Here is a 19,782-nt window from a genome sequence, read left to right on the forward strand (position 1 = left end):
CTTTCGCATGGAGACAAGAACATGAGCTACATCGCACCCCTCAAGGACATGCTGTTCGACATCGAGCACCTGGCCGATATCGCCGAGGTCGCCAAGCTACCGGGCTTTGAAGACGCAGGCCTCGAAACCGCGCAAGCCGTGCTCGAAGAGTGCGCGCGCTTCAACCAGGACGTGATCGCGCCATTGAACGTCGAGGGCGACCGCGCCCCGTCGACGTTCAAGGATGGCAAGGTCACGACCACTGCCGGCTTCAAGGAGGCCTACGCGCAATACGCCGCGGGCGGTTGGCAAGGCATCCAGCACCCCACCGACTTCGGTGGCCAGGGCCTGCCCAAGACCATCGGCGCGGCCTGCACCGAGATGATCAATTCGGCCAACATCAGCTTTGCGCTGTGCCCGCTGCTGAGTGATGGCGCCACGGAAGCGCTGCTGATGGCCGGCTCCGACGAACTCAAGGCCACCTACCTCGAGAAACTCATCGCAGGCGAATGGACCGGCACGATGAACCTGACCGAACCGCAGGCCGGCAGCGATCTCGCGCTGGTGCGCAGCCGCGCCGAGCCCCAGCCCGACGGCACCTACAAGGTCTTCGGCACGAAGATCTTCATCACCTACGGCGAGCACGACATGGCCGAGAACATCGTCCACCTGGTGCTGGCGCGCGTGACCGGGGCGCCCGAAGGCGTCAAGGGCATCAGCCTGTTCATCGTGCCCAAGTTCATGGTGAACAAGGACGGCTCGCTGGGCGATCGCAACGACGTGCACTGCGTGAGCATCGAGCACAAGCTGGGCATCAAGGCGTCGCCGACGGCGGTGCTGCAGTACGGCGACAACGGCGGCGCGGTGGGGTACCTCGTCGGCGAGGAAAACCGCGGCCTCGAGTACATGTTCATCATGATGAACGTGGCGCGCTATGGCGTCGGCGTCCAGGGCATCGCGGTGGCGGAGATGGCCTATCAGGCTGCAGTGGCCTATGCGAAGGAACGCGTGCAGAGCCGTCCGGTCGATGGCTCCATCAAGGCCAGCGCGGCGATCATCCATCACCCGGACGTCAAGCGCATGCTGATGACGATGCGTGCCTACGTCGAAGGCTGCCGCGCAATGGCCAGCGTCGCAGCGGCCGCCTACGATGCCGCGCACAAGCATCCGGACGCCGATGCACGCAAGCAGAACGAGGCGGTCTATGACTTCCTCGTGCCGCTGGTCAAGGGCTACAGCACCGAGATGAGCCTCGAAGTGGCTTCGCTGGGCGTTCAGGTGCACGGCGGCATGGGCTTCATCGAGGAAACCGGCGTGGCGCAATACATGCGCGATGCCAAGATCCTGACGATCTACGAAGGCACGACGGCGATCCAGGCCAACGACCTGGTGGGTCGCAAGACCATGCGCGACGGTGGCGCAACCGCGAAGGCGATGGCTGCGCAGATCGAGAAGACCGAGGCCGAACTGGCCAAGCGCAGCAGCGCCGCTTCGGCATCGATGCTGAAGCGCCTCAAGGCCGGCCGCGAGGCCTTGCTCGACGTGGTCGATTTCGTCGTGAGCCAGGCCAAGGGCTCGCCTAATGCCGTGTTCGCCGGCAGCGTGCCGTACCTGATGCTCGCCGGCAATGTGGTCGCCGGCTGGCAACTCGCGCGCTCGTTGATCATCGCGGAAGACCTCGCCTCGCAGAACAACGACGTCGCCTTCATGACGGCCAAGGTCGCGACCGCGCGCTTCTACGCGGAGCACATCCTCAACAAGGCGCCCGGCATCCGCGACAGCATCGTCGAGGGCGCAGAGAGCGTCACGGCGATGGCGCTCGAAGCCTACTGAGGCAGTCCGAAAGCGGGCAGCCGAACGCAGAGGTCGCAAAGATTGCGCAGAAGTCGCAGAAGGAAATTCCAGATGAGTTCCTTTGCGACCTCTGCGTAGTTTTTGTATTTCTTCTGCGTTCGGCTGTCCGATCCCGCATTCAACCCGCATCAAGAGACACCCTGACCATGTCGAAGCTCCCCGCCGTCCTCGCCAAGCTGCCGCTGCCGATCATCGGCTCGCCGCTGTTCATCATCAGCAATCCGAAATTGGTGATTGCCCAATGCAAGGCCGGGGTCGTCGGTTCGATGCCCGCGCTCAACGCACGCCCCGCAGCGCAACTCGAGGACTGGCTGGCCGAGATCACCGAGGAACTGGCCGCCTACAACAAGGCCAATCCCGACAAGCCCGCCGCGCCGTTTGCCATCAACCAGATCGTGCACAAGAGCAATGACCGGCTCGACCACGACATGGAGATGGTCGTGAAGTACAAGGTGCCGATCGTCATCACTTCGCTCGGTGCACGCGTCGATGTGAACGAGGCCGTGCACAGCTATGGCGGCGTGACGCTGCATGACGTGATCGACAACAAGTTCGCGCGCAAGGCCATCGAGAAGGGCGCCGACGGCATCATCGCCGTGGCGGCCGGTGCCGGCGGCCATGCGGGCGTGAAGAGCCCCTTCGCGCTGGTCCAGGAGATCCGCCAGTGGTTCGACGGCCCGATCGCGCTGTCGGGCTCCATCGCCACCGGGGACGCGGTGCTGGCCGCGCAAGCGATGGGCGCCGACTTCGCCTACATCGGGACTGCCTTCATCGCCACCGAGGAAGCGCGCGCCAGCGAAGAGTACAAGCAGGCCGTGGTGGCGGGCAGCTCGGACGACATCGTCTATTCGAACCTGTTCACCGGCGTGCACGGCAACTACCTGGCGCCATCGATCATCGCGGCCGGCATGGATCCGGCCAACCTGCCGGAGGGCGACCTGAAGACCATGAACTTCGGCGGTGGCGATGGCGCCAAGACCAAGGCCTGGAAGGACATCTGGGGCTCGGGCCAGGGCATCGGCGCCGTGACCGAAGTGTCGAGCGCCGCGTCCTTCATCGAGAAACTCAAGGCGGAATACTTCGCCGCCCGCAAGCGCCTCGCGCTCTGACGGAAAAGCGCGCAGTGGCCGCCTTGCCGCAGCAGTCCGCGGCCGGGCGGATGCCACTTCTGGATGCCACCAAGGGGGTGGCCTGCCTGCTGATCGTCGGGCACCACCTGGTTCGCTATGGGCCGCTGGCCGACGGTGCGGCGCCACTCGCGCCGTGGCTGTTCGAATGGCTCTCGGAGGATGGCCGGCTGGCGGTGCAGGTCTTCCTGGTGATCGCCGGCTTCCTGGCGGCGGCAAGCCTTGCGCCCGCGGGCCTGCTGCGAAGCGACCGGCCTGCCATGCGCGCCCTCTACCAGCGCTACGGGCGCCTGGTCATGCCTTATCTGGCGGCGCTCACATGCACGGTGCTGGTGGCGGCGGCGGTCAGGCCCTGGCTCCACGACGAAGCCGTACCGGGTGCACCGAGCCTGCCGCAACTGATCGCGCATGGGTTGCTGCTGCAGGACCTGCTGGGCTACGACGCCCTGTCGGCAGGCGTCTGGTATGTGGCCATCGACTTCCAGCTGTTCGCACTGGCCATCGTGGTGGTCGGGCTCGCAGGGCCGATGCAGCGGCATGGGCGCCTGTCGCCCGCCACTGCGCGGTGGGTGGGCGCGGTACTTGTCGGGGGCCTGGTCGTCGGCTCGCTGCTGGTGTTCAACCGACAAGCCTCGCTGGACATCACGGCCATCTATTTCTTCGGCGCCTACGGGCTGGGGATGCTCGGCTTCTGGCTCGGCCGGGCGACGCGCGGTATCGCCTGGAGCAGCGCGGTGGCCTTGCTGGGCACGGTGGGCCTGGTGGCCCTGGCCGTCGAATGGCGCAGCCGCATCGTGGTGGCCCTGGTGACGGCGCTCGCCATCGTGCTGGCGGACCGCCGTGGCTGGCTGGCTCCGAAACACTGGCCCACGATGGCGATGCCGCTCCTGCGATTGGGGCGGATCTCCTACTCGCTGTTCCTGATTCACTTTTCGGTGATCCTCGCGGTCAATGCGCTGGTCAGCCAGTGGGCGCCGCGCACGCCTTGGGGCGACGCGCTCGGACTGGCCGGGGCGGTGCTGTTGTCGCTGGGGGCCGCGACGGTGCTTCACGCCCAGGTCGAGCTGCGTCCGACGACGTGGCGCGCGCTGTTGTTCCTGTTCGGCGCCCTGGTGGTGTGCGGGATGCTCACAGCGCCGTGAGGTTTCCGTGAGATCTCCGTGAGGTCGCGCCCTGGGGCATCCAGGGCGATTCGCGCAACCGGGCGAACGGCCTGTTGCGCCCGCCGTCCGGAGGGCGCACGCTGCGGAGGTGTGAACAAACCCACAGACGGATGACACCGCCTCCATCGCAGCGTCCACACTTGCAATCGCTCCCGGCGCAAGGCCTAGGCAGCGTGGTGCAGGGCGTCGCGGCCTTGCTGTGGCTGCCGCAGGCCGCGCTGCTGGCCTGGGCGGTGGACGGCCTCGCGTCGGGCCGCGGCTTGGCGGCCGTGGGATGGCCGGCCGGGGGGATCCTGCTGCTGGGCCTGCTGCGCAGTGCTTGCGAAGCCTGGGGCGCGCGCCGTGTCTTCCTGCAGGCCCGCGCCCACCTGACGGCCTTGCGGGCGCATGCGGTGGCGGCACTGGCGGCGGGCTCGCCGTCGGATCGCACGCGGGTGCCTTCGGGCCTGGCGGCCAGTGTGCTGGCCGAGCAGGCCGAAGCGGTGGTGCCCTACCTGGTGCGGTATCAGCCGGCGCGTTGGCGCGTGATGGTGGTTCCGCTCGCCATCGCGGCCGTGGTGGCTTGCCTTTCATGGATCGCGGCGCTGGTGCTGCTGGTCGCGGCGCCGCTGATTCCGGTGTTCATGGTCATCGTCGGGATGCGGGCGCAGGCCGCGAGCAAGGCGCAGATGCTGGAGATGGGCAGCATGAATGCCTTCCTGCTGGACCGTCTGCGCGGACTTGCCACCTTGCGTGCGCTGGATGCGGTGGACGCGACCGCGCAGCGCCTGGGTGATTCCGCGCAGTCCTTGCGACGGCGCACGATGGCCGTGTTGCGCATCGCGTTCCTGTCGTCCGCGGTGCTGGAACTGTTCTCCGCGCTCGGCGTTGCGATGGTGGCGGCGTATGTGGGATTCCATCTGCTTGGGACGCTGGCATTCGGCGCCTGGGGCAATCGCCTGAGCCTCGGCGAGGGCCTGTTCATCCTGCTGCTGGCGCCGGCGTTCTTCGAGCCGTTGCGGGACATGGCCGCGGTCTGGCATGACCGTGCTGCCGGGGAGGCGGCCCTGAATGCGCTTGGGCAGATGGAACGCCATGGGGTTGCGTTGCCGGGCGGGCGCCCCGCCGTCGTCGGCACCGTGGCCGCGCAGCCGCAACCGCAACCGCACCCGCACGCCGCCCCGTCCGTGATCGTGCGCGAGTTGCGCTTCGCGCACCCCGGGGAGTCGCCGCTTTTCGACGGCCTCGAGCTTCGGATCGCAGCCGGCGAGCATGTCGCGCTGCTGGGCGCGAGCGGGTCGGGCAAGACCGCGCTGTTGTCGCTGCTGGCGGGCTTGCTGCCCGCCGCGAGCGGCCAGATCGAGATCGACGGCGTGCCGATGTCCGATCGCAACGCCACGGCACTGCGTGGGCGCATGGGCTGGATGGGGCAGAAGCCGCATGTGTTCGCGGGCTCGGTGGCGTCCAACGTCGCCTTGGGCCGGGCCGGCATCGGCGCGCCGGAGGTGGCATCGGCAATGCGCCTGGCCCGGCTGGAGGCGGTCGCGCAGGCGCATCCGGGTGTGGCATTGGGCGAAGGCGGCGTGGGCCTTTCCGGTGGCGAGGCGGCAAGGCTCGCGCTGGCGCGCATGGCCGCCCACGCGGGCGCCGACCTGTTGCTGGCCGACGAACCCACTGCGCACCTCGACACCGAAACCGCCGCGCACGTGGCCGACGCGCTGTTGGCGCTGGCCCGCGGCAAGACCTTGATCGTTGCCACGCACGACCCGGTGCTGGCTGCGCGCATCGGCCGTGTGGTCGATCTGGACGCCGGGGCGATGGAGCGTGCCGCCCGGCCGCCCGAAGGCGCTCGCAACCCGGCGCGCAGCGCGGAGGTTCTCCAATGACCCGCGCCTGGCGCGATCTCCGCCTCGTGCTGCGGCCCTTTCTCGCCGCGCAGCCGCGGGCCCTGCTGTGGGGAGCGGTGATGGCCGTGCTCACGGTATGGACGGGCATGGCCTTGCTGGGCTTGTCGGGCTGGTTCATCACGGCGGCTTCGCTGGCGGGTTTGAGCGCCGCCACGGCGATGGTGTTCGACGTGTTCACGCCGTCCGCCGGCATCCGCTTGCTGGCGCTGGGGCGCACGGCCTCGCGCTATGCAGAGCGGCTGGTCACGCACGATGCGACCTTCGGCGTGCTGGCCGCGCTGCGTGTGCAGCTGTTCCGTGGCTGGGCGCGGGCCGGGGCCGCGCGGGCGCTGTTGGTGCAGCCGTCACGGCTGCTGTTCCGCCTCACTTCCGACATCGACGCACTGGAGTCGCTCTACCTGCGCCTGCTGGTGCCGGCGGCTGCGGCATGGGGTGCGGCAATGCTGGCAGGCGTCGCGGTCGGCTTCATGCACGTGGGCGTGGGCCTTGCGCTCGGACTTTGGCTCGTGGTGTGCGGGTGGGGCATGGCATTGGCCATCGCGAGTCGTGCGCGTCGTCCCGCGGTGCTGCGTGGACACGCGATCGAGGCCTTGCGTGCGCGTGCGGTCGATCTCGTGGCGGGCCAGACGGATCTCGTGATGGCAGGTCGCCTCGATGCGCAACGCGATGCGCTCGCCGCTGCGGATGCGCGCCTTGCCAAGGCCGATCTCGCGCTGAACCGGCTCGAGACCGCTGCCGCTTTCGGCCATGGCGCGGCCGGCACATTGAGCCTGGTCGGAACGCTGTTGGCGGTGGGCTGGCTGGTGGGCGAGGGCGCCATTGGCGCGCCCGCAGCGGCGCTGGCATTGCTCATCGCGATGACGGCGATCGAACCCTTTGCCGCATTGCGGCGCGGCGCGCTCGATGCCGGGCGTACCTGGCTCGCGGTGAAGCGCCTGGGCCCGCGGATGGCCGTCGCCGACGAGGAGGCGCCCGCGCCATCGATCGATCCTGCAAGCTCCCTTGCGTTGCGGCTTGACGATGTGTCCGCGCGCTATGCCGATGGGCAGGATCACGTGCTCGCCCACTTGTCCCTTGCCATGGCCGCAGGCGAGCGCGTGGCGCTGGTCGGCCCCAGCGGTGCAGGCAAGTCGACGGTGCTGGCGCTCGCCACGGGCGAGATGACGGCTTTCTCCGGCACGGTCGCACGGCAACCTGCGTGTCTGCTGACCCAGCGCACCGAACTGTTCCACGACAGCCTGCGCGACAACCTGCGGCTGGCAGACCCTTGCGCCGGCGATGCGCAGCTGTGGTCCGCGCTCGATGCGGCGGGTCTCGGTGACGAGGTAAGGGCCCTGTCCGCGGGGCTCGATACCACATTGGGCGAGGGTGGTCTAGGCCTGTCTGGCGGCCAGTCCAGACGACTTGCGCTCGCGCGACTCTTCTTGCGTAATACGCCCCTGTGGGTTCTCGATGAACCCACCGAAGCGCTGGACACTGCCACTGCACGCGACGTGCTGAACAGGTTGTCCGGCCATGTCGCAGGCAAGAGCCTGTTGATCGCCACCCATCTGCGTCGAGAGGCAGAGCTGGCGGATCGGCTGCTCTGCCTGAGGGAGGGTTGCGTCGTTGCCGACCTGATGCGCGGCACGGACGCCTTCGACGTTGCGCTTCACGCGTTGCGCCCCGACTGATCGACGAATGGCAAACAACAAGTCAACGAGGAGCGTCCCATGGACATGGACATCGTCGCACTCTCGCGATTGCAGTTCGGCGCCACGGCGCTCTATCACTTCCTGTTCGTGCCGCTGACCATCGGCCTGTCGATCCTGCTGGCCATCATGGAGACGGTCTACGTCATGACGGGCCGCGTGATCTGGCGCGACATCACCAAGTTCTGGGGCACGCTGTTCGGCATCAACTTCGCGATGGGCGTGGCCACGGGCGTGGTGATGGAGTTCCAGTTCGGCATGAACTGGAGCTACTACAGCCACTATGTCGGCGACATCTTCGGCGCGCCGCTGGCCATCGAAGGCTTGATGGCCTTCTTCCTGGAAGCGACCTTCGTCGGGCTCTTCTTCTTTGGCTGGGACAAGCTGTCGAAGGTCGGCCACCTGGTCACGACCTGGGCGGTGGCCATGGGCACCAACCTGTCGGCGTTGTGGATCCTGATTGCCAACGGCTGGATGCAGAACCCGGTCGGGGCGGTGTTCAACCCGAAGACGATGCGCATGGAGGTCAGCGACTTCTACGAGATCCTGACCAACACCGTGGCGCAAGCCAAGTTCGTGCACACGGTGTCGGCGGGCTATGCCTGCGCGTCGATCTTCGTGCTGGGTGTGTCGGCCTGGTACCTGGTGCACAACCGGCATGTGGAGATCGCGAAGCGTTCGATGACGGTGGCCGCGTCCTTCGGCCTCGCGGCCTCGCTGTCGGTGGTGCTGCTGGGCGACGAGAGCGGCTACCAGTCGAGCGAGCACCAGAAGATGAAGCTCGCGGCCATCGAGGCGATGTGGACGACCGTGCCTGCGCCGGCGCATTTCACCGCCTTCGGCTTCCCCGACCAGGAGGCCCGCGAAACGCACTATGCGGTGCACATTCCGGCGGTGATGGGCCTGATCGGCACGCGCTCGCTCACGACCGTGATTCCTGGCATCGACGAACTGGTGAAGCGGGCCGAGGTGCGCATCACGGCGGGCCTCAAGGCCTACGAGGCGCTGCAGCAGATCCGCGACGCCGGCAGCACGACGGCGGTGACACAGGGCGTGCGCGACGCATTCGAATTCAACGGGCCGGACATGGGCTACGCGCTGCTGCTCAAGCGCTACGTCGACGACCCGCGCCAGGCCACGCCCGAGCAGATCCGCCAGGCAGCCTGGGACACCGTGCCGCAGGTCGCGCCGCTGTTCTGGACCTTCCGCGTGATGGTCGGGATCGGCATGTTCCTGATCCTGCTGACGGCGACCTTCTTCGTGCTGTCGGCGCGCCGGCGGCTGGACCGGCACGCATGGCTGCTCAAGGTGGCGCTGTGGTCGATCCCGCTGCCCTGGATTGCCGCCGAGGCGGGCTGGATGGTGGCCGAGTTCGGGCGGCAGCCGTGGATCATCGAAGGCGTGTTGCCGACGGCCCTGGCGGTATCGAACCTCGGGGCCGTGACGCTGCTCATCACGCTGCTGGGCTTCGTCGCGATCTACACCGTGCTGCTGGTCATCGAGTTGAAGCTGATGTTCAAGGCGATCCGCAAGGGGCCGCTCGACGAGCATCCGCCGTTGGCGGGGGATGTGATGCGCGGCTTCGGCCGCAACCCGTCCAGGCCTTTCGCCGCAGGGAGCTGAATCATGATCCTTCACGAACTCCTGGCCTACGACACGCTGCGCATGATCTGGTGGTTGCTGCTGGGCATCCTGCTGGTCGGCTTCGCGGTGACGGACGGCTTCGACCTGGGCACGGGCATCCTGTTGCCCTTCGCCGGGCGCGACGACATCGAGCGCCGCGTGATCATCAACAGCGTGGGGCCGGTGTGGGAAGGCAACCAGGTGTGGCTGGTGCTGGGCGGCGGCGCCATCTTCGCGGCCTGGCCACAGCTCTACGCGGTGTCGTTCTCGGGCTTCTACCTGGCGATGTTCGTGATCCTCACGGCGCTGATCCTGCGGCCGGTGGCCTTCAAGTTCCGCAGCAAGCGCGACGACCCCGCATGGCGCACGCGCTGGGACTGGGTGCTTTTCTATTGCGGGCTGGTGCCTTCGCTGATCTTCGGCGTCGCCATCGGCAATGTGCTGCAGGGCGTGCCGTTCCGGTTCACGGCCGACATGCACATCCTCTACGAAGGCACGTTCTTCGCGTTGCTCAATCCGTTCGCCTTGCTGTGCGGCCTGGTGTCGGTCGCGATGCTGGCCATGCATGCCGCCGGCTGGATCGTGTTCAAGACCGATGGCGCGGTGGCCGAGCGCGCACGTTCGCTGGGCATGCTGGCCGCGCTGCTCACGGTGGCGCTGTATGCGCTGGCCGGCGTGCTGCTGCTGACGGTGATGACCGGCTATCGCGTCACCAGCGCCGTCGACATGCTCGGGCCGTCGAACCCGATGCTCAAGACGGCGCAGGTGCAGGCCGGCGCCTGGTTCGCGAACTATGCGGCCCACCCCTGGGCGCTGGTCGCGCCGGTGCTCGGTTTCGTGGGGGCCATCGGCTCGCTGCTCGCGTTGATGGCGCGGCGCGGCGGGCTGGCGCTGCTGTGCTCGGGGCTCGGCATCGCGGGCATCATCCTCAGCGTGGGCGCGTCGATGTTTCCGTTCATCCTGCCGTCGAGCCTGGAGCCGCGCGCCAGCCTGATGGTGTTCGACGCCTCATCGAGCCACTTGACGCTGTTCATCATGCTGGTGGCCACCTGCATCTTCCTGCCGATCATCCTGGCCTACACGAGCTGGGTCTATCACGTGCTGTGGGGCAAGGTGGACGAGGATGCGATCCGCGAAGAGCGCGGTCATGCCTACTGAACCCTGAAAGGACGATTGATGTGGTACTTCTCGTGGATGCTCGGGCTGCCGCTGGCGGCGGCCTTCGCGGTGCTCAATGCCATGTGGTACGAGTTGATGGACGACGAGGCGATCCGCAAGGCGACGCTGGAGCCCGAAGGCCCGCAGGGGCAGGAGCGGCTGTAGTCGACTGCAAGCAATGAGCTGAGCGCAACGGCAGCAATTGACGCGGCCGTTCAGTGGCGGAAATTGGCGTCGAGAAAGTCGATCAGGTCGAGCGTGACGTTGGCCTTCTGGGTGACGTTGGTGTAGATCGAGGCGCCGGGCTTGATGCAGCTCTTTCGCATCTCGGGGAACAGCACGGCCGGGTCGGTTTCGGCAAAGGTCTTGCCGTCATAGTTGAAGCGACCGTCGGGTTCCACCACCACGTTGCAGTTGGCCAGGCTTTCGATGGTCGGGTTGCGGTACATGACGCGGTCTTTCGGGTCGCCGTCGAATGCCGTGGTTGCACCGGAGTAGACCTTGACCAGGCTGCTGCCACCTGCCGCCGTGTATTCGCTCCCGAGCGTTTCGCATGGCTTGACGCCTGTCACGTCGTCCTTGTCACCGATCGCGATGAACACCTGGGCGCTTGGCTTGGGCTGCCGCGGGTGGAGAAAGCATGTGGCCCCGACGGCCATCACGAGCGCAAAGCGGTCGGCTTTTTCCGAAGGAAGGAATGTTCGGTCGGCGACAAGCAAGGCCACGGTTCCACCGCGACCGGATCCCATGAGCGCCATCCGGTCGGCGGGGTAGCCCTGCGAGACGAGGTAGCGCTTGGCAGCGAAGGCGTCGCGCATCTGTTCGTAGAGGCTGATGGCGGTGTTGTCATTCGATGTGGACTTCACGCTCCGCGCGCCGTAGGTGTCGATCACCAGCACCGTATAGCCGGCGGAACTGATGGACCGGGCGTAGTGGCCCTCGCGCACGTCGCTCCAGCCGTCCGCGGCATTGACGATGACCACTGCCGCCTTGGCTTCGCCAGGCGGCTTGAAGACCACGGCCTTGATCTCCAGTTCCTGCCCGCCCGCGCGCGGGGACTTGAAGCTGACCAGGGTGCCGCCTTGTGGCTGCGCATAGGGCATCGGAAGTTGCATCCACGCGCGCGAGGGTCGACCCGGCGGAGTCGCCAACGGCTCTTGTTGCGCGCAGGCCGCGACGCAGAAGAGCGCCGCAATGGCCAGCGCTGCCGCATGGCGCAGTGTCGAACGGAGCCGAGTCATTTGCTGCCCTCCGGGAGTCCTGCCATTCGAAGACCCTCCACCAGCCGCGCACGTTGTGCGAGAAAGCCGGGGTCCGTCGACGGATAGGTGAGAACCACGTAAGCGATATTGCTCAGTGGTTGCAACTGGCGGTGCCTTGACATGTTGGCTGCGGCCGATGCCTTGCGCCCATGCAAGGCATCGATCGCCGCGAGCATGAGATAGGGTCGGCCGTTGTTGGGGAACTCGGCCGCCCAGTTGCGCAGGATCTCGTAGGCTTCGTCGTCATGCTGCTGTGCGAAGGCTGCGTCGGCCCGGCACTGGATGAGCCATTGCTTCGCCCGCGTCTGGTAGGCCTGGAGGCTGGACGCCCTGGCCATGTGTTCCTGCGCTTCGGCGAAGCGGCCTTGCCGCACCAGCGCGATGGCCATGCGCAGGTGGGCACCCGGGTCGTCGGGGCTGACCTCGAAGCTGCGTTGCCAGATCCAGAACGCCTCGTCGGGGCGCTGCCGCAGAGACAGCATCTCGGCCCACGCCGACAGGTTCTGGGAGTTGGCCGGACCGAGGTCCAGTGCCCGCTTGAGTACCTTTTCGGTGATATCGAGTTCGTCGCGCGGGGACTTGCTGAAGAAGTTATAGAAGCCCACGAGGTGCGTCACGCCAAGGCCGATCCAGGCGTCGACGGAGTTCGGGTCGACCCGCGCGGCGAACTCGAAGCGCTCGCGCGCGCGTTCCAGGTCCTCGGCGGTGTTGCCGCGGTCGAGGTCGTGCCAGGCCAGCACGATGGCATCGACGGGATCCTTCTCATGGCCGGGCAGCCTGGCCCGCACGCCTTCGATCTCGTAGTAGCGCGCCGTCAGCGCGTTGGCGACGTCCCGCCCATAGGGAGAACGCACGGCTTCTTCATCGCTCTTGAACTCGGCTTCGTACAGGCGGTAGACGGCGCCAGTGGCGATTTCGGTCAGGTTGGCAGCCACCCGAACGGTGCTGCCATCGCGCACGACACGGCCGCCCAGCACGAACCGCACCGACTGCTCCCGGCCGATGCGCTCGAATTCCGGCGCAGCGGGATCCTGCTGCAGGGTGGCGCCGCGTTCGATGACCCGCACGCCCGCGCGCTCCAGTTGAGCGCCAATGGCGTCCGCCATGTCGTCAGCCAGCGTGGAGCCGGCAGTCTTGCCGCGCCGGTCGTTGAAGGCCAGCACGGCGAGCGCGCGCCGGTTGATGACCTCTTCGTCGATGTTCATCGGCGGAATGGCATGCCGCTGCCATTGCCACGTTGCAGTGGCGCCACCGATGGCGCAGGCCACCACGATGCCGGTGACGATCCAGCGCCAGTGGCGCCGTGGAGCGCGCGGACGCGGCGTGGCCAGCGCTGCGGGTGCGCTGGACGCTGGCGCGGTGGCATGCACCAGTCGAAATGCACCCACGGGCTTGGTGATGTTCTTCACCTGCTGCAGGCCGATATCCTCGAAGTTGGCGCGCGTCTGGTCGGACGAGAGTTCCTCGACGGCGTGCGACACGACCAGCCCGCCGGGTTCTGCCAGCGCCTGCAGGCGCGACGCGATGTTGACGCCATCCCCGTAGACCGTGCCGTCGGGCTTCTCGATCACGTCGCCGACGTGGATGCCGATGCGGAACTGCAGCTGGAGCTGCGCAGGCGGGCTGCTCGATCGGGAAGCGAGTTCATCCTGGACGGCGATGGCGGCGCGGACCGCGCCCACTGCCGTGTCGAACACGGCCAGCACCGAATCGCCGGAGGTGTCCACGACGCGCCCGCCCATCAGCGCGACATGCGTGCGAAAGACCTGGCGGGCCTCGTCCAATGCGGTCAGCGTGCCCATCGCGTCGAGTGCCATCGACCGCGAATAGCCGGCCGCATCCGCGGCCAGGATGGCCAACAGTCGATGTCGGATGTCGGTCTGCATGTCTGATCGCGGGCGGGCAAACTCCAGGGACTAGCGGGCCATTGTCAACCGATGGACCGGAATCTGTGGCCTTTTCCTCCCCAGAACGTGGGAGGAAACCTGAAATCTGCGAGCGGATATGCGCGCCTCCCTCTTGGCCGCAAAACGCCGTCGAGGGATGGATTCCGCGAGAGGGTTTCAATGTGGCAACAGAACGTCCGGACAGCAGGCGACTTGGCGCGAAATCTTTTGCCCTGACGCGGCGCGTCTGGTGCAATAGCGGCAACTCCCCAAGAGGAGGTTGACCCGAGGTCCGGGGGAGCGCAAGAAAAGAGGTGCGTCACGCTGAGCCCCTTGCGCCGGAGCGCTGTGTTTGACCATGGAGGAGATTGCGATGAAAAAATCCCTGGTGTCCCTGGCCGCCCTGGCTGCTGCCGGAGTCGCTTCGGCTCAGTCGTCCCTGACCATGTTCGGTGTGGTCGACACGGCCGTCACCTACATCCAGACGACGAGTTCGTTCGTTGGCATTCCCGGTACGCCCGGTCTCAACTTCGTTGGCGCGCCCGACCAGCATCAGAGCCAGTGGTCCATGACCAGCAGCGGCTACAACGCGAGCCGCCTCGGGTTCCGTGGGACGGAAGACCTCGGAGGTGGCGTCGCCATAGGCTTCTGGCTCGAAGCCGGCATGACAAATGACGATGGCGCTATCGGGCTTGCAGCCTTCAATCGTCGTTCGACCGTGAGCTTGTTGAGCAGCAGCTTCGGAGAGATCCGCCTCGGCCGCGACTACGTGCCCACGTTCTGGAACGACGATGTGTTCAGTCCGTTCGGCACCAATGGCGTTGGCGCCAGTCAGGTCTACGTGATGAACAACGGTCCCCGCACCGTCTCTTTCGGTGGCTTGAACCGCGGCCTGTTCGGCAACCCCAACGCCACTCGTGCGTCGAACAGCATCGGCTACTTCCTGCCGCCGGACCTCGGCGGTTTCTACGGCCAGGCGATGTACGCGTTCAACGAGGCCGTCAAGTACGACCCCGGCAACACGACCCCTGCGGCGGCCAACACCCAACGCGCTGGCCGCTACGTCGGCGGCCGCTTCGGCTATGGCTACGGCCCGCTGGACGTGGCTGCCTCCTATAGCGAGAGCACCACCGGGGACAACTACAACCAGGGCCTCACCACCGATGTAGTGACCACCAACCTCGGCGCTTCATGGGACTTCGGCGTCGTCAAGCTCTTCGGTGAGATTTCTCGCACCCAGAACAAGAACGAGTACGTGTTCCCGCCGCCCGTCGGAACGGGCGACTACAAGGGCGACGGCTACCTGCTCGGCGCAACCATGCCGGTCGGCGTTGGCCTTATCCGCGTGGCCTACTCGCACGTCAAGCTGAACTTCACGTCGCCGCCGACGGGTACCACCGCGATCCTGGCCGCGACTGGTTCGGACCCAGCGGCTGGCAAGTTCGCGATCGGCTATGTGCACAACCTGTCGCTGCGCACGGCACTCTACGTGACGGGTGCCTATGTCAAGGAAAAGAACGGTGCTGCGTTCATCATTCCCGTCGGCAACTCTTTTCCTCTCTTCACCAACAACTACTTCACCACGGGTTCCGGGTACAAGGCCGATCACGTGATGGGCTACGACTTCGGTATCCGTCACGCCTTCTGAACCTGCGCGGGCCAACGCCCGCTGAAATTCGAAGCGTATCTCCACGCGGAAGCTCCAATCCATCAGCGCCCACGCGGACGGCGCATCAACTCAACGGATGGCGCCCAGCATGTCGTGGGTGTCGTGCGCCATGATGGCCAGAAAGGTCAGCAGGCCGAGGTAGTAGAGGCCGTAGGTCAGGCGGGTCTCGGTGCTGACGCCGTAGTACTGCTGGTTGGCCGGGTCTTTCGGGTCGTACTTCCAGGCCTTCATCACCTGCGACGCGGCCAACACGGCAATCAGGATCAGCATCGGACTCGGACGCCAGAAGAACATCGCGACCAGTACCGGCACGCCGACCAGCCACACGCGCGGCGTGAGCACCGCGGTGATGCGTCCGCCATCGAAGGGTGACAGGGGGATCAGGTTGAACAGGTTCAGGAAGAAGCCTGCATAGGCGAGGGCGAGCAGCAACTGGCTGCCCGTCTCGCGCGCCGCGAAGTAGCAGCCCAGCGCGGCCAGGCTGCCGAGCAGCGGGCCGGCAAAGCCGACCCATGCCTCGGTCTCGACATCATGCGGCTGGTCCTTCAACTCGATCCATGCGCCGACGAACGGAATGAAGGTCGGCGCACTCACCTCGAGCCCGCGCTGGCGCGCCGCGAGGTAGTGGCCCATCTCGTGCACGAAGATCAGGCCGACGAAGCCCGCCGCATAGCGCCAGCCGAACACGAAGGCATAGGCGATGACAGACACCAGCATCGAGCCGCCGGTGAGCAGCACCTTGCTGAGCTTGCCGGCCGACAGCAGCAGGAACAGCAGCTTCAGCACGACTGTCTCAGCCTTCCTTCTTGCGGAACATCTTGGTGAAGCCCCAGAGCGCGGCGCCGCCGGCCACGAAGATGACCTTGGCGAACTTCGCTGCGAAGGCCGCGAGCACCGCCAGCAAGCCGAGCTTCTTGGCCGCTGCGCCGGCGACCAGTGCGGCCAGGCCGTAGGCCGCGACCTTGTCGGTCGAGCCGTTGAAGTCGGCGTATTTCTTGCCGTCGTCGTATTGCAGCGCGCCCAGCAACTTGTTCGCCTCCGGCTTGTGCTTTTCGATGTCGCGCGCGTCGGTGACAAGGTTGAGGCTGATGTAGCCCTCGCGGCCGAGCGCATAGGTGTTGTAGTTCACACCCTGGTCCTGCGTGCTGCCGCCCTTGTCACGGGTCAGGGCGGACCACACCAGGCGGTGCGTGCCTGCGTCGTATTTCGGCTCTTGCGCCCAGCCGACGACTTCCATCGGCGTGATGCCGCGCTTCACGCGGTCCTCGTTGCTTGCCTCGGTGCCTTCCTTGAGGCTCTTGAGCAGGTCGGCCGCGTTCCATTCCTTCGCGTCATCGTCCTTGATGTAGCCCTCCTTGACGAAGCGCACGCTGGCGAACCATCCGCTCTGCTCGGCCGGAAACACCAGGCCCTGGAAGCTGTCGTCGACGCGGTTGCCCATGCTGCGCATCAGTTGCGCGGCGGCCGGCACCGGCACCCACACGTAGCCCGCAGGCAGTTGGAGGTGCGCCTGGTTGCTCACGCCGATGTTGGCCGGGCCCAGTTGCCTGGACGCCTTGGCGGCGGCATAGGCAGCCTCTTGTTCAGCCTCGGGGCTGGTGTTCGCGGCAGGGGCGGCGGCATAGGCGATGCCCGCGCAGGTCAAAAGAAAACCCGCGGCGAGGCGGGTCGGGTGCAGACGCATGATGTTCCCTCGGAGTGCTCGGTTGTTGTGTCAGCCACCGAGTCTAGGGGCCTGCGCCGCGGCTGGATCAGCCTTGGGAATACGTTGTCATTAGATCGTGAATTAAGACCGCGAAGTCCGTCACACAATGGTAGACAGCTATCAAACTGATAGCAAAATAAGCGTCACTTCCACGGCGTCGACGGTGGCACCGCGGCTGCAGGCTCGACGTCGATGCTCTTGAAATCCGCAGGCGAGACGATCTCCAGGTATTCCATGTCCGGCGAGTAGTCGAACAGGAAATGCCGGATGCCGGGACGCTGGTGCACCACGTCGCCCGCCTCGACCAGCGTTTCCTTGTCCTCGTACATGAAGCGCGCCCAGCCCTTGATCATGATGACGATCTGGAAGTCCGCCTCGTGTCGGTGCCAACCGGTGCCGCCTTCCGGTGGCATGTTGGCCTTCACCAGGTGCGCGATGACCTGGCCGTTGGTGGCCTCGGCCACGCCGAGGTCGCGGTACAGGAAGAAGTCGCGCAAGCCGCCGGAGACGAATTGCGTGTCACCGGGCTTGACGTGCGAGAACTTGGTGGCGGTTCGGTCCAGCATGGGGCACTCCTCTGGGAGATGGTTGATGCTGCGCCGCAGCATGCAAAAACCATTCCCGAGAGGACGCCCGAATCGAGGGCGCCTATGCCTGGCCGACGATCGAAAGAGGGCGGGCCTGGCGCTCGCGCGCCATGACGAAGCGCTCGCGCAACTGTCGCGCCAGCGCGGGTGCATTGCGCTGCACCAATGCCACACCGTAGCTGCCCAGCGGCTGTCCTTCGAGGCTGATCTGCACACTGGAGAAGTAGTGGCCCAACGCATCGCAAGCATCCCAGAGGCATCGTTCGAGCGATTCGAGCGTGGTCTCGGTGTGCAGGAACGAATCGGCGCTGGCGCTCAGGCTGTACGCATAGACCTGGGGACGAATGCAGCGGATCTGGAGATGGGGTTGCATGAATGAATACCTTCGAGGACGGTCGTCATTCGACCGATATCAAAGGTATTCATGGGGTGAATTCGTGTCCATACGCCGTATGGCCACGCACCTAGATCAAGCGTACTGGCGCCGTTCTATGCGGGCAGCAGGGCCCACGGCGACTCGCGGAACGCGAGTTCGTGCTGCTTCATGGCCTGGGCCAGCCGCGCAACTTCCGCCGCTGCGCCGGGCATCCGGCGCGCCAGGGCGTCGATCTGCCTGGCATAGGCATCCGTCAATTCCTGCCATTGACTGAAGGCAATGCCCATGTCGCTGGTAGCGCTCATCATTTCGTAGCAATCCGTTTCCGCCTTCGCGGCGTTAGCTGGCCGTCCATTTGCTGGTTCTGTCAGCCTCAGAGCCTCCCTGCGATACCTACTTTAAACAACTGATCCGTACGTTTTGAGTCGCTCGAGCCGGGCAACTTCGCTTCGATTGCCGGGGGGGCCCGGGTGCTTTGTCTCAACGTCCTATGGTGGGATCCGCCATCTTTCAATGCCTCGATCGGCCGATTCGCCTACATCGCCATTGCACTGAAAGTAGTACGCGATGTTACTCTTTGTTAACTATTTGGTTTGCAATTGTGTTGCGCGAAAGCTGCATCGGCGACTGCTCGCGGTCCGCCGCGCGGTCGAAGGAGGGCGCAGGGCGTTTGTTGGGATAATCCCGCGCCATGAGCGGCAACACCTTCGGCACCCTTTTCGCAGTCACCAATTTCGGTGAATCCCATGGCCCTGCGATCGGGTGCGTCATCGATGGCTGCCCGCCCGGCATGTCGCTGAGCGAGGCCGACATCCAGGGCGACCTGGACCGCCGCCGCCCAGGCACCAGCCGCCATGTCACGCAGCGCAACGAGCCCGATGCGGTGCAGATCCTCTCCGGCGTCTACGAAGGCAAGACCACCGGCACGCCGATCGCATTGCTGATCCAGAACACCGACCAGCGCAGCAAGGACTACGGCAACATCGCCCAGCAGTTCCGCCCCGGCCACGCCGACTTCACCTACTGGAAGAAGTACGGCATCCGCGACCCCCGCGGTGGCGGGCGTTCCTCGGCACGGCTCACGGCGCCGATGGTCGCGGCCGGCGCGGTCGCCAAGAAGTGGCTGGCCGAGAAGTACGGCACCGTGTTTCGCGGCTGCATGGCCCAGATCGGCGACATCGTGATCCCGTTCGAGAGCTGGGAGCACGTGCCCGACAACCCGTTCTTCGCGCCCGTTGCCGATGTGTCGCAACTGGAGGCCTACATGGACGCGCTGCGCAAGGCCGGCGACTCCTGCGGTGCCCGCATCCGCGTGACCGCATCGAAGGTGCCGGTCGGACTGGGCGAGCCGCTGTTCGACAAGATGGATGCCGACATCGCCTACGCCATGATGGGCATCAACGCGGTGAAGGGCGTCGAGATCGGCGCCGGCTTCGGGAGCGTGACGCAGCGCGGCACCGTTCACGGCGACTCGATCACGCCGGAGGGCTTCGACAGCAACAACGCGGGCGGCACGCTCGGCGGCATCAGCACTGGGCAGGATCTCGAAGTGAGCATCGCCATCAAGCCGACCAGCTCGATCATCAGCCCGCGCAAGTCCATCGACGTGAACAACCAGCCGGTCGAAGTCGTCACCAAGGGCCGGCACGACCCGTGCGTCGGCATCCGTGCGACGCCGATTGCCGAGGCCATGCTGGCGCTGGTCGTGATGGAGCATGCGCTGCGCAATCGCGCGCAGAACGGCGACGTGGGCGCGAGCGACAGGCCCGCGACCAGCGAAGCGACCGCGCCGCAATCCTCGCTCCTGTAGGCGGCG

The 19,782-nt window shown here is 66.3% G+C and carries 17 protein-coding genes; 10 read left to right on the forward strand and 7 right to left on the reverse strand.

Annotation, left to right across the window (positions count from 1 at the left end):
- Positions 1-21 precede the first annotated feature (21 nt).
- The 8 genes from HB681_RS04495 to cydX all read left to right on the forward strand — a co-directional run bounded on the left by HB681_RS04495 (position 22) and on the right by cydX (position 10,646).
- A complete protein-coding gene (locus tag HB681_RS04495) occupies positions 22-1,812 on the forward strand; it encodes an acyl-CoA dehydrogenase (RefSeq protein ID WP_213953568.1) in 1,791 nt (596 codons plus the stop codon).
- 167 nt (positions 1,813-1,979) lie between these two features.
- Positions 1,980-2,942 carry a nitronate monooxygenase family protein gene (locus HB681_RS04500; RefSeq protein WP_213953569.1) on the forward strand — a complete coding sequence of 321 codons (963 nt, stop codon included), beginning with the start codon at positions 1,980-1,982 and terminating at the stop codon, positions 2,940-2,942.
- 14 nt (positions 2,943-2,956) lie between these two features.
- On the forward strand, positions 2,957-4,102 hold the full coding sequence (locus tag HB681_RS04505; protein WP_345944619.1) for an acyltransferase: 1,146 nt from the start codon (positions 2,957-2,959) through the stop codon (positions 4,100-4,102).
- A 161-nt stretch (positions 4,103-4,263) separates the two neighbouring features.
- Positions 4,264-5,988 carry a thiol reductant ABC exporter subunit CydD gene (cydD, locus tag HB681_RS04510; protein WP_256734813.1) on the forward strand — a complete coding sequence of 575 codons (1,725 nt, stop codon included), beginning with the start codon at positions 4,264-4,266 and terminating at the stop codon, positions 5,986-5,988.
- Positions 5,985-7,682, forward strand: a complete 1,698-nt coding sequence (locus HB681_RS04515; protein ID WP_213953571.1) for an ATP-binding cassette domain-containing protein — start codon at positions 5,985-5,987, stop codon at positions 7,680-7,682. The genes cydD and HB681_RS04515 overlap by 4 nt, the downstream gene beginning before the upstream one ends.
- A gap of 39 nt (positions 7,683-7,721) precedes the next feature.
- Positions 7,722-9,323, forward strand: coding sequence for a cytochrome ubiquinol oxidase subunit I (locus HB681_RS04520; RefSeq protein WP_213953572.1), 1,602 nt, complete (start codon positions 7,722-7,724; stop codon positions 9,321-9,323).
- Positions 9,324-9,326: 3 nt separating this feature from the next.
- The gene (gene cydB, locus HB681_RS04525) at positions 9,327-10,481 is read left to right on the forward strand and encodes a cytochrome d ubiquinol oxidase subunit II (protein WP_213953573.1); all 1,155 of its coding nucleotides are present in this window, start codon (positions 9,327-9,329) and stop codon (positions 10,479-10,481) included.
- An 18-nt stretch (positions 10,482-10,499) separates the two neighbouring features.
- Positions 10,500-10,646: a cytochrome bd-I oxidase subunit CydX gene (cydX, locus tag HB681_RS04530; RefSeq protein ID WP_213953574.1), complete on the forward strand. Its 147-nt coding sequence runs from the start codon at positions 10,500-10,502 to the stop codon at positions 10,644-10,646.
- Positions 10,647-10,696: 50 nt separating this feature from the next.
- Here cydX and HB681_RS04535 read toward each other — a convergent pair whose 3' ends face one another.
- Together HB681_RS04535 and HB681_RS04540 are read right to left on the reverse strand one after the other, a co-directional pair.
- The gene (locus HB681_RS04535) at positions 10,697-11,722 is read right to left on the reverse strand and encodes a dienelactone hydrolase family protein (protein WP_213953575.1); all 1,026 of its coding nucleotides are present in this window, start codon (positions 11,720-11,722) and stop codon (positions 10,697-10,699) included.
- Positions 11,719-13,629: an adenylate/guanylate cyclase domain-containing protein gene (locus tag HB681_RS04540; RefSeq protein ID WP_213953576.1), complete on the reverse strand. Its 1,911-nt coding sequence runs from the start codon at positions 13,627-13,629 to the stop codon at positions 11,719-11,721. The genes HB681_RS04535 and HB681_RS04540 overlap by 4 nt, the downstream gene beginning before the upstream one ends.
- A gap of 373 nt (positions 13,630-14,002) precedes the next feature.
- Between HB681_RS04540 and HB681_RS04545 the strand changes: the two genes are divergently transcribed.
- Entirely contained in the window at positions 14,003-15,277 is a 1,275-nt protein-coding gene (locus tag HB681_RS04545; protein WP_213953577.1) for a porin, read from the forward strand.
- 90 nt (positions 15,278-15,367) lie between these two features.
- Here HB681_RS04545 and HB681_RS04550 read toward each other — a convergent pair whose 3' ends face one another.
- The 5 genes from HB681_RS04550 to HB681_RS04570 all read right to left on the reverse strand — a co-directional run bounded on the left by HB681_RS04550 (position 15,368) and on the right by HB681_RS04570 (position 18,274).
- Positions 15,368-16,084, reverse strand: coding sequence for a site-2 protease family protein (locus HB681_RS04550; RefSeq protein WP_213953578.1), 717 nt, complete (start codon positions 16,082-16,084; stop codon positions 15,368-15,370).
- Positions 16,085-16,091: 7 nt separating this feature from the next.
- Positions 16,092-16,982 (reverse strand): DUF2167 domain-containing protein, encoded by an 891-nt coding sequence (locus HB681_RS04555; RefSeq protein WP_213953579.1) that lies wholly within the window; start codon positions 16,980-16,982, stop codon positions 16,092-16,094.
- A 164-nt stretch (positions 16,983-17,146) separates the two neighbouring features.
- Positions 17,147-17,569 carry a cupin domain-containing protein gene (locus tag HB681_RS04560; protein ID WP_213953580.1) on the reverse strand — a complete coding sequence of 141 codons (423 nt, stop codon included), beginning with the start codon at positions 17,567-17,569 and terminating at the stop codon, positions 17,147-17,149.
- Between the two features lie 82 nt (positions 17,570-17,651).
- The gene (locus HB681_RS04565; RefSeq protein ID WP_213953581.1) at positions 17,652-17,963 is read right to left on the reverse strand and encodes a hypothetical protein; all 312 of its coding nucleotides are present in this window, start codon (positions 17,961-17,963) and stop codon (positions 17,652-17,654) included.
- Positions 17,964-18,079: 116 nt separating this feature from the next.
- Positions 18,080-18,274, reverse strand: a complete 195-nt coding sequence (locus tag HB681_RS04570) for a hypothetical protein (protein WP_213953582.1) — start codon at positions 18,272-18,274, stop codon at positions 18,080-18,082.
- A gap of 383 nt (positions 18,275-18,657) precedes the next feature.
- Between HB681_RS04570 and aroC the strand changes: the two genes are divergently transcribed.
- The gene (gene aroC / locus HB681_RS04575; protein ID WP_213953583.1) at positions 18,658-19,776 is read left to right on the forward strand and encodes a chorismate synthase; all 1,119 of its coding nucleotides are present in this window, start codon (positions 18,658-18,660) and stop codon (positions 19,774-19,776) included.
- Positions 19,777-19,782 lie beyond the last annotated feature (6 nt).

Source organism: Variovorax sp. dw_954 (assembly GCF_018449755.1).
Taxonomy (GTDB): Bacteria; Pseudomonadota; Gammaproteobacteria; order Burkholderiales; family Burkholderiaceae_C; genus Variovorax.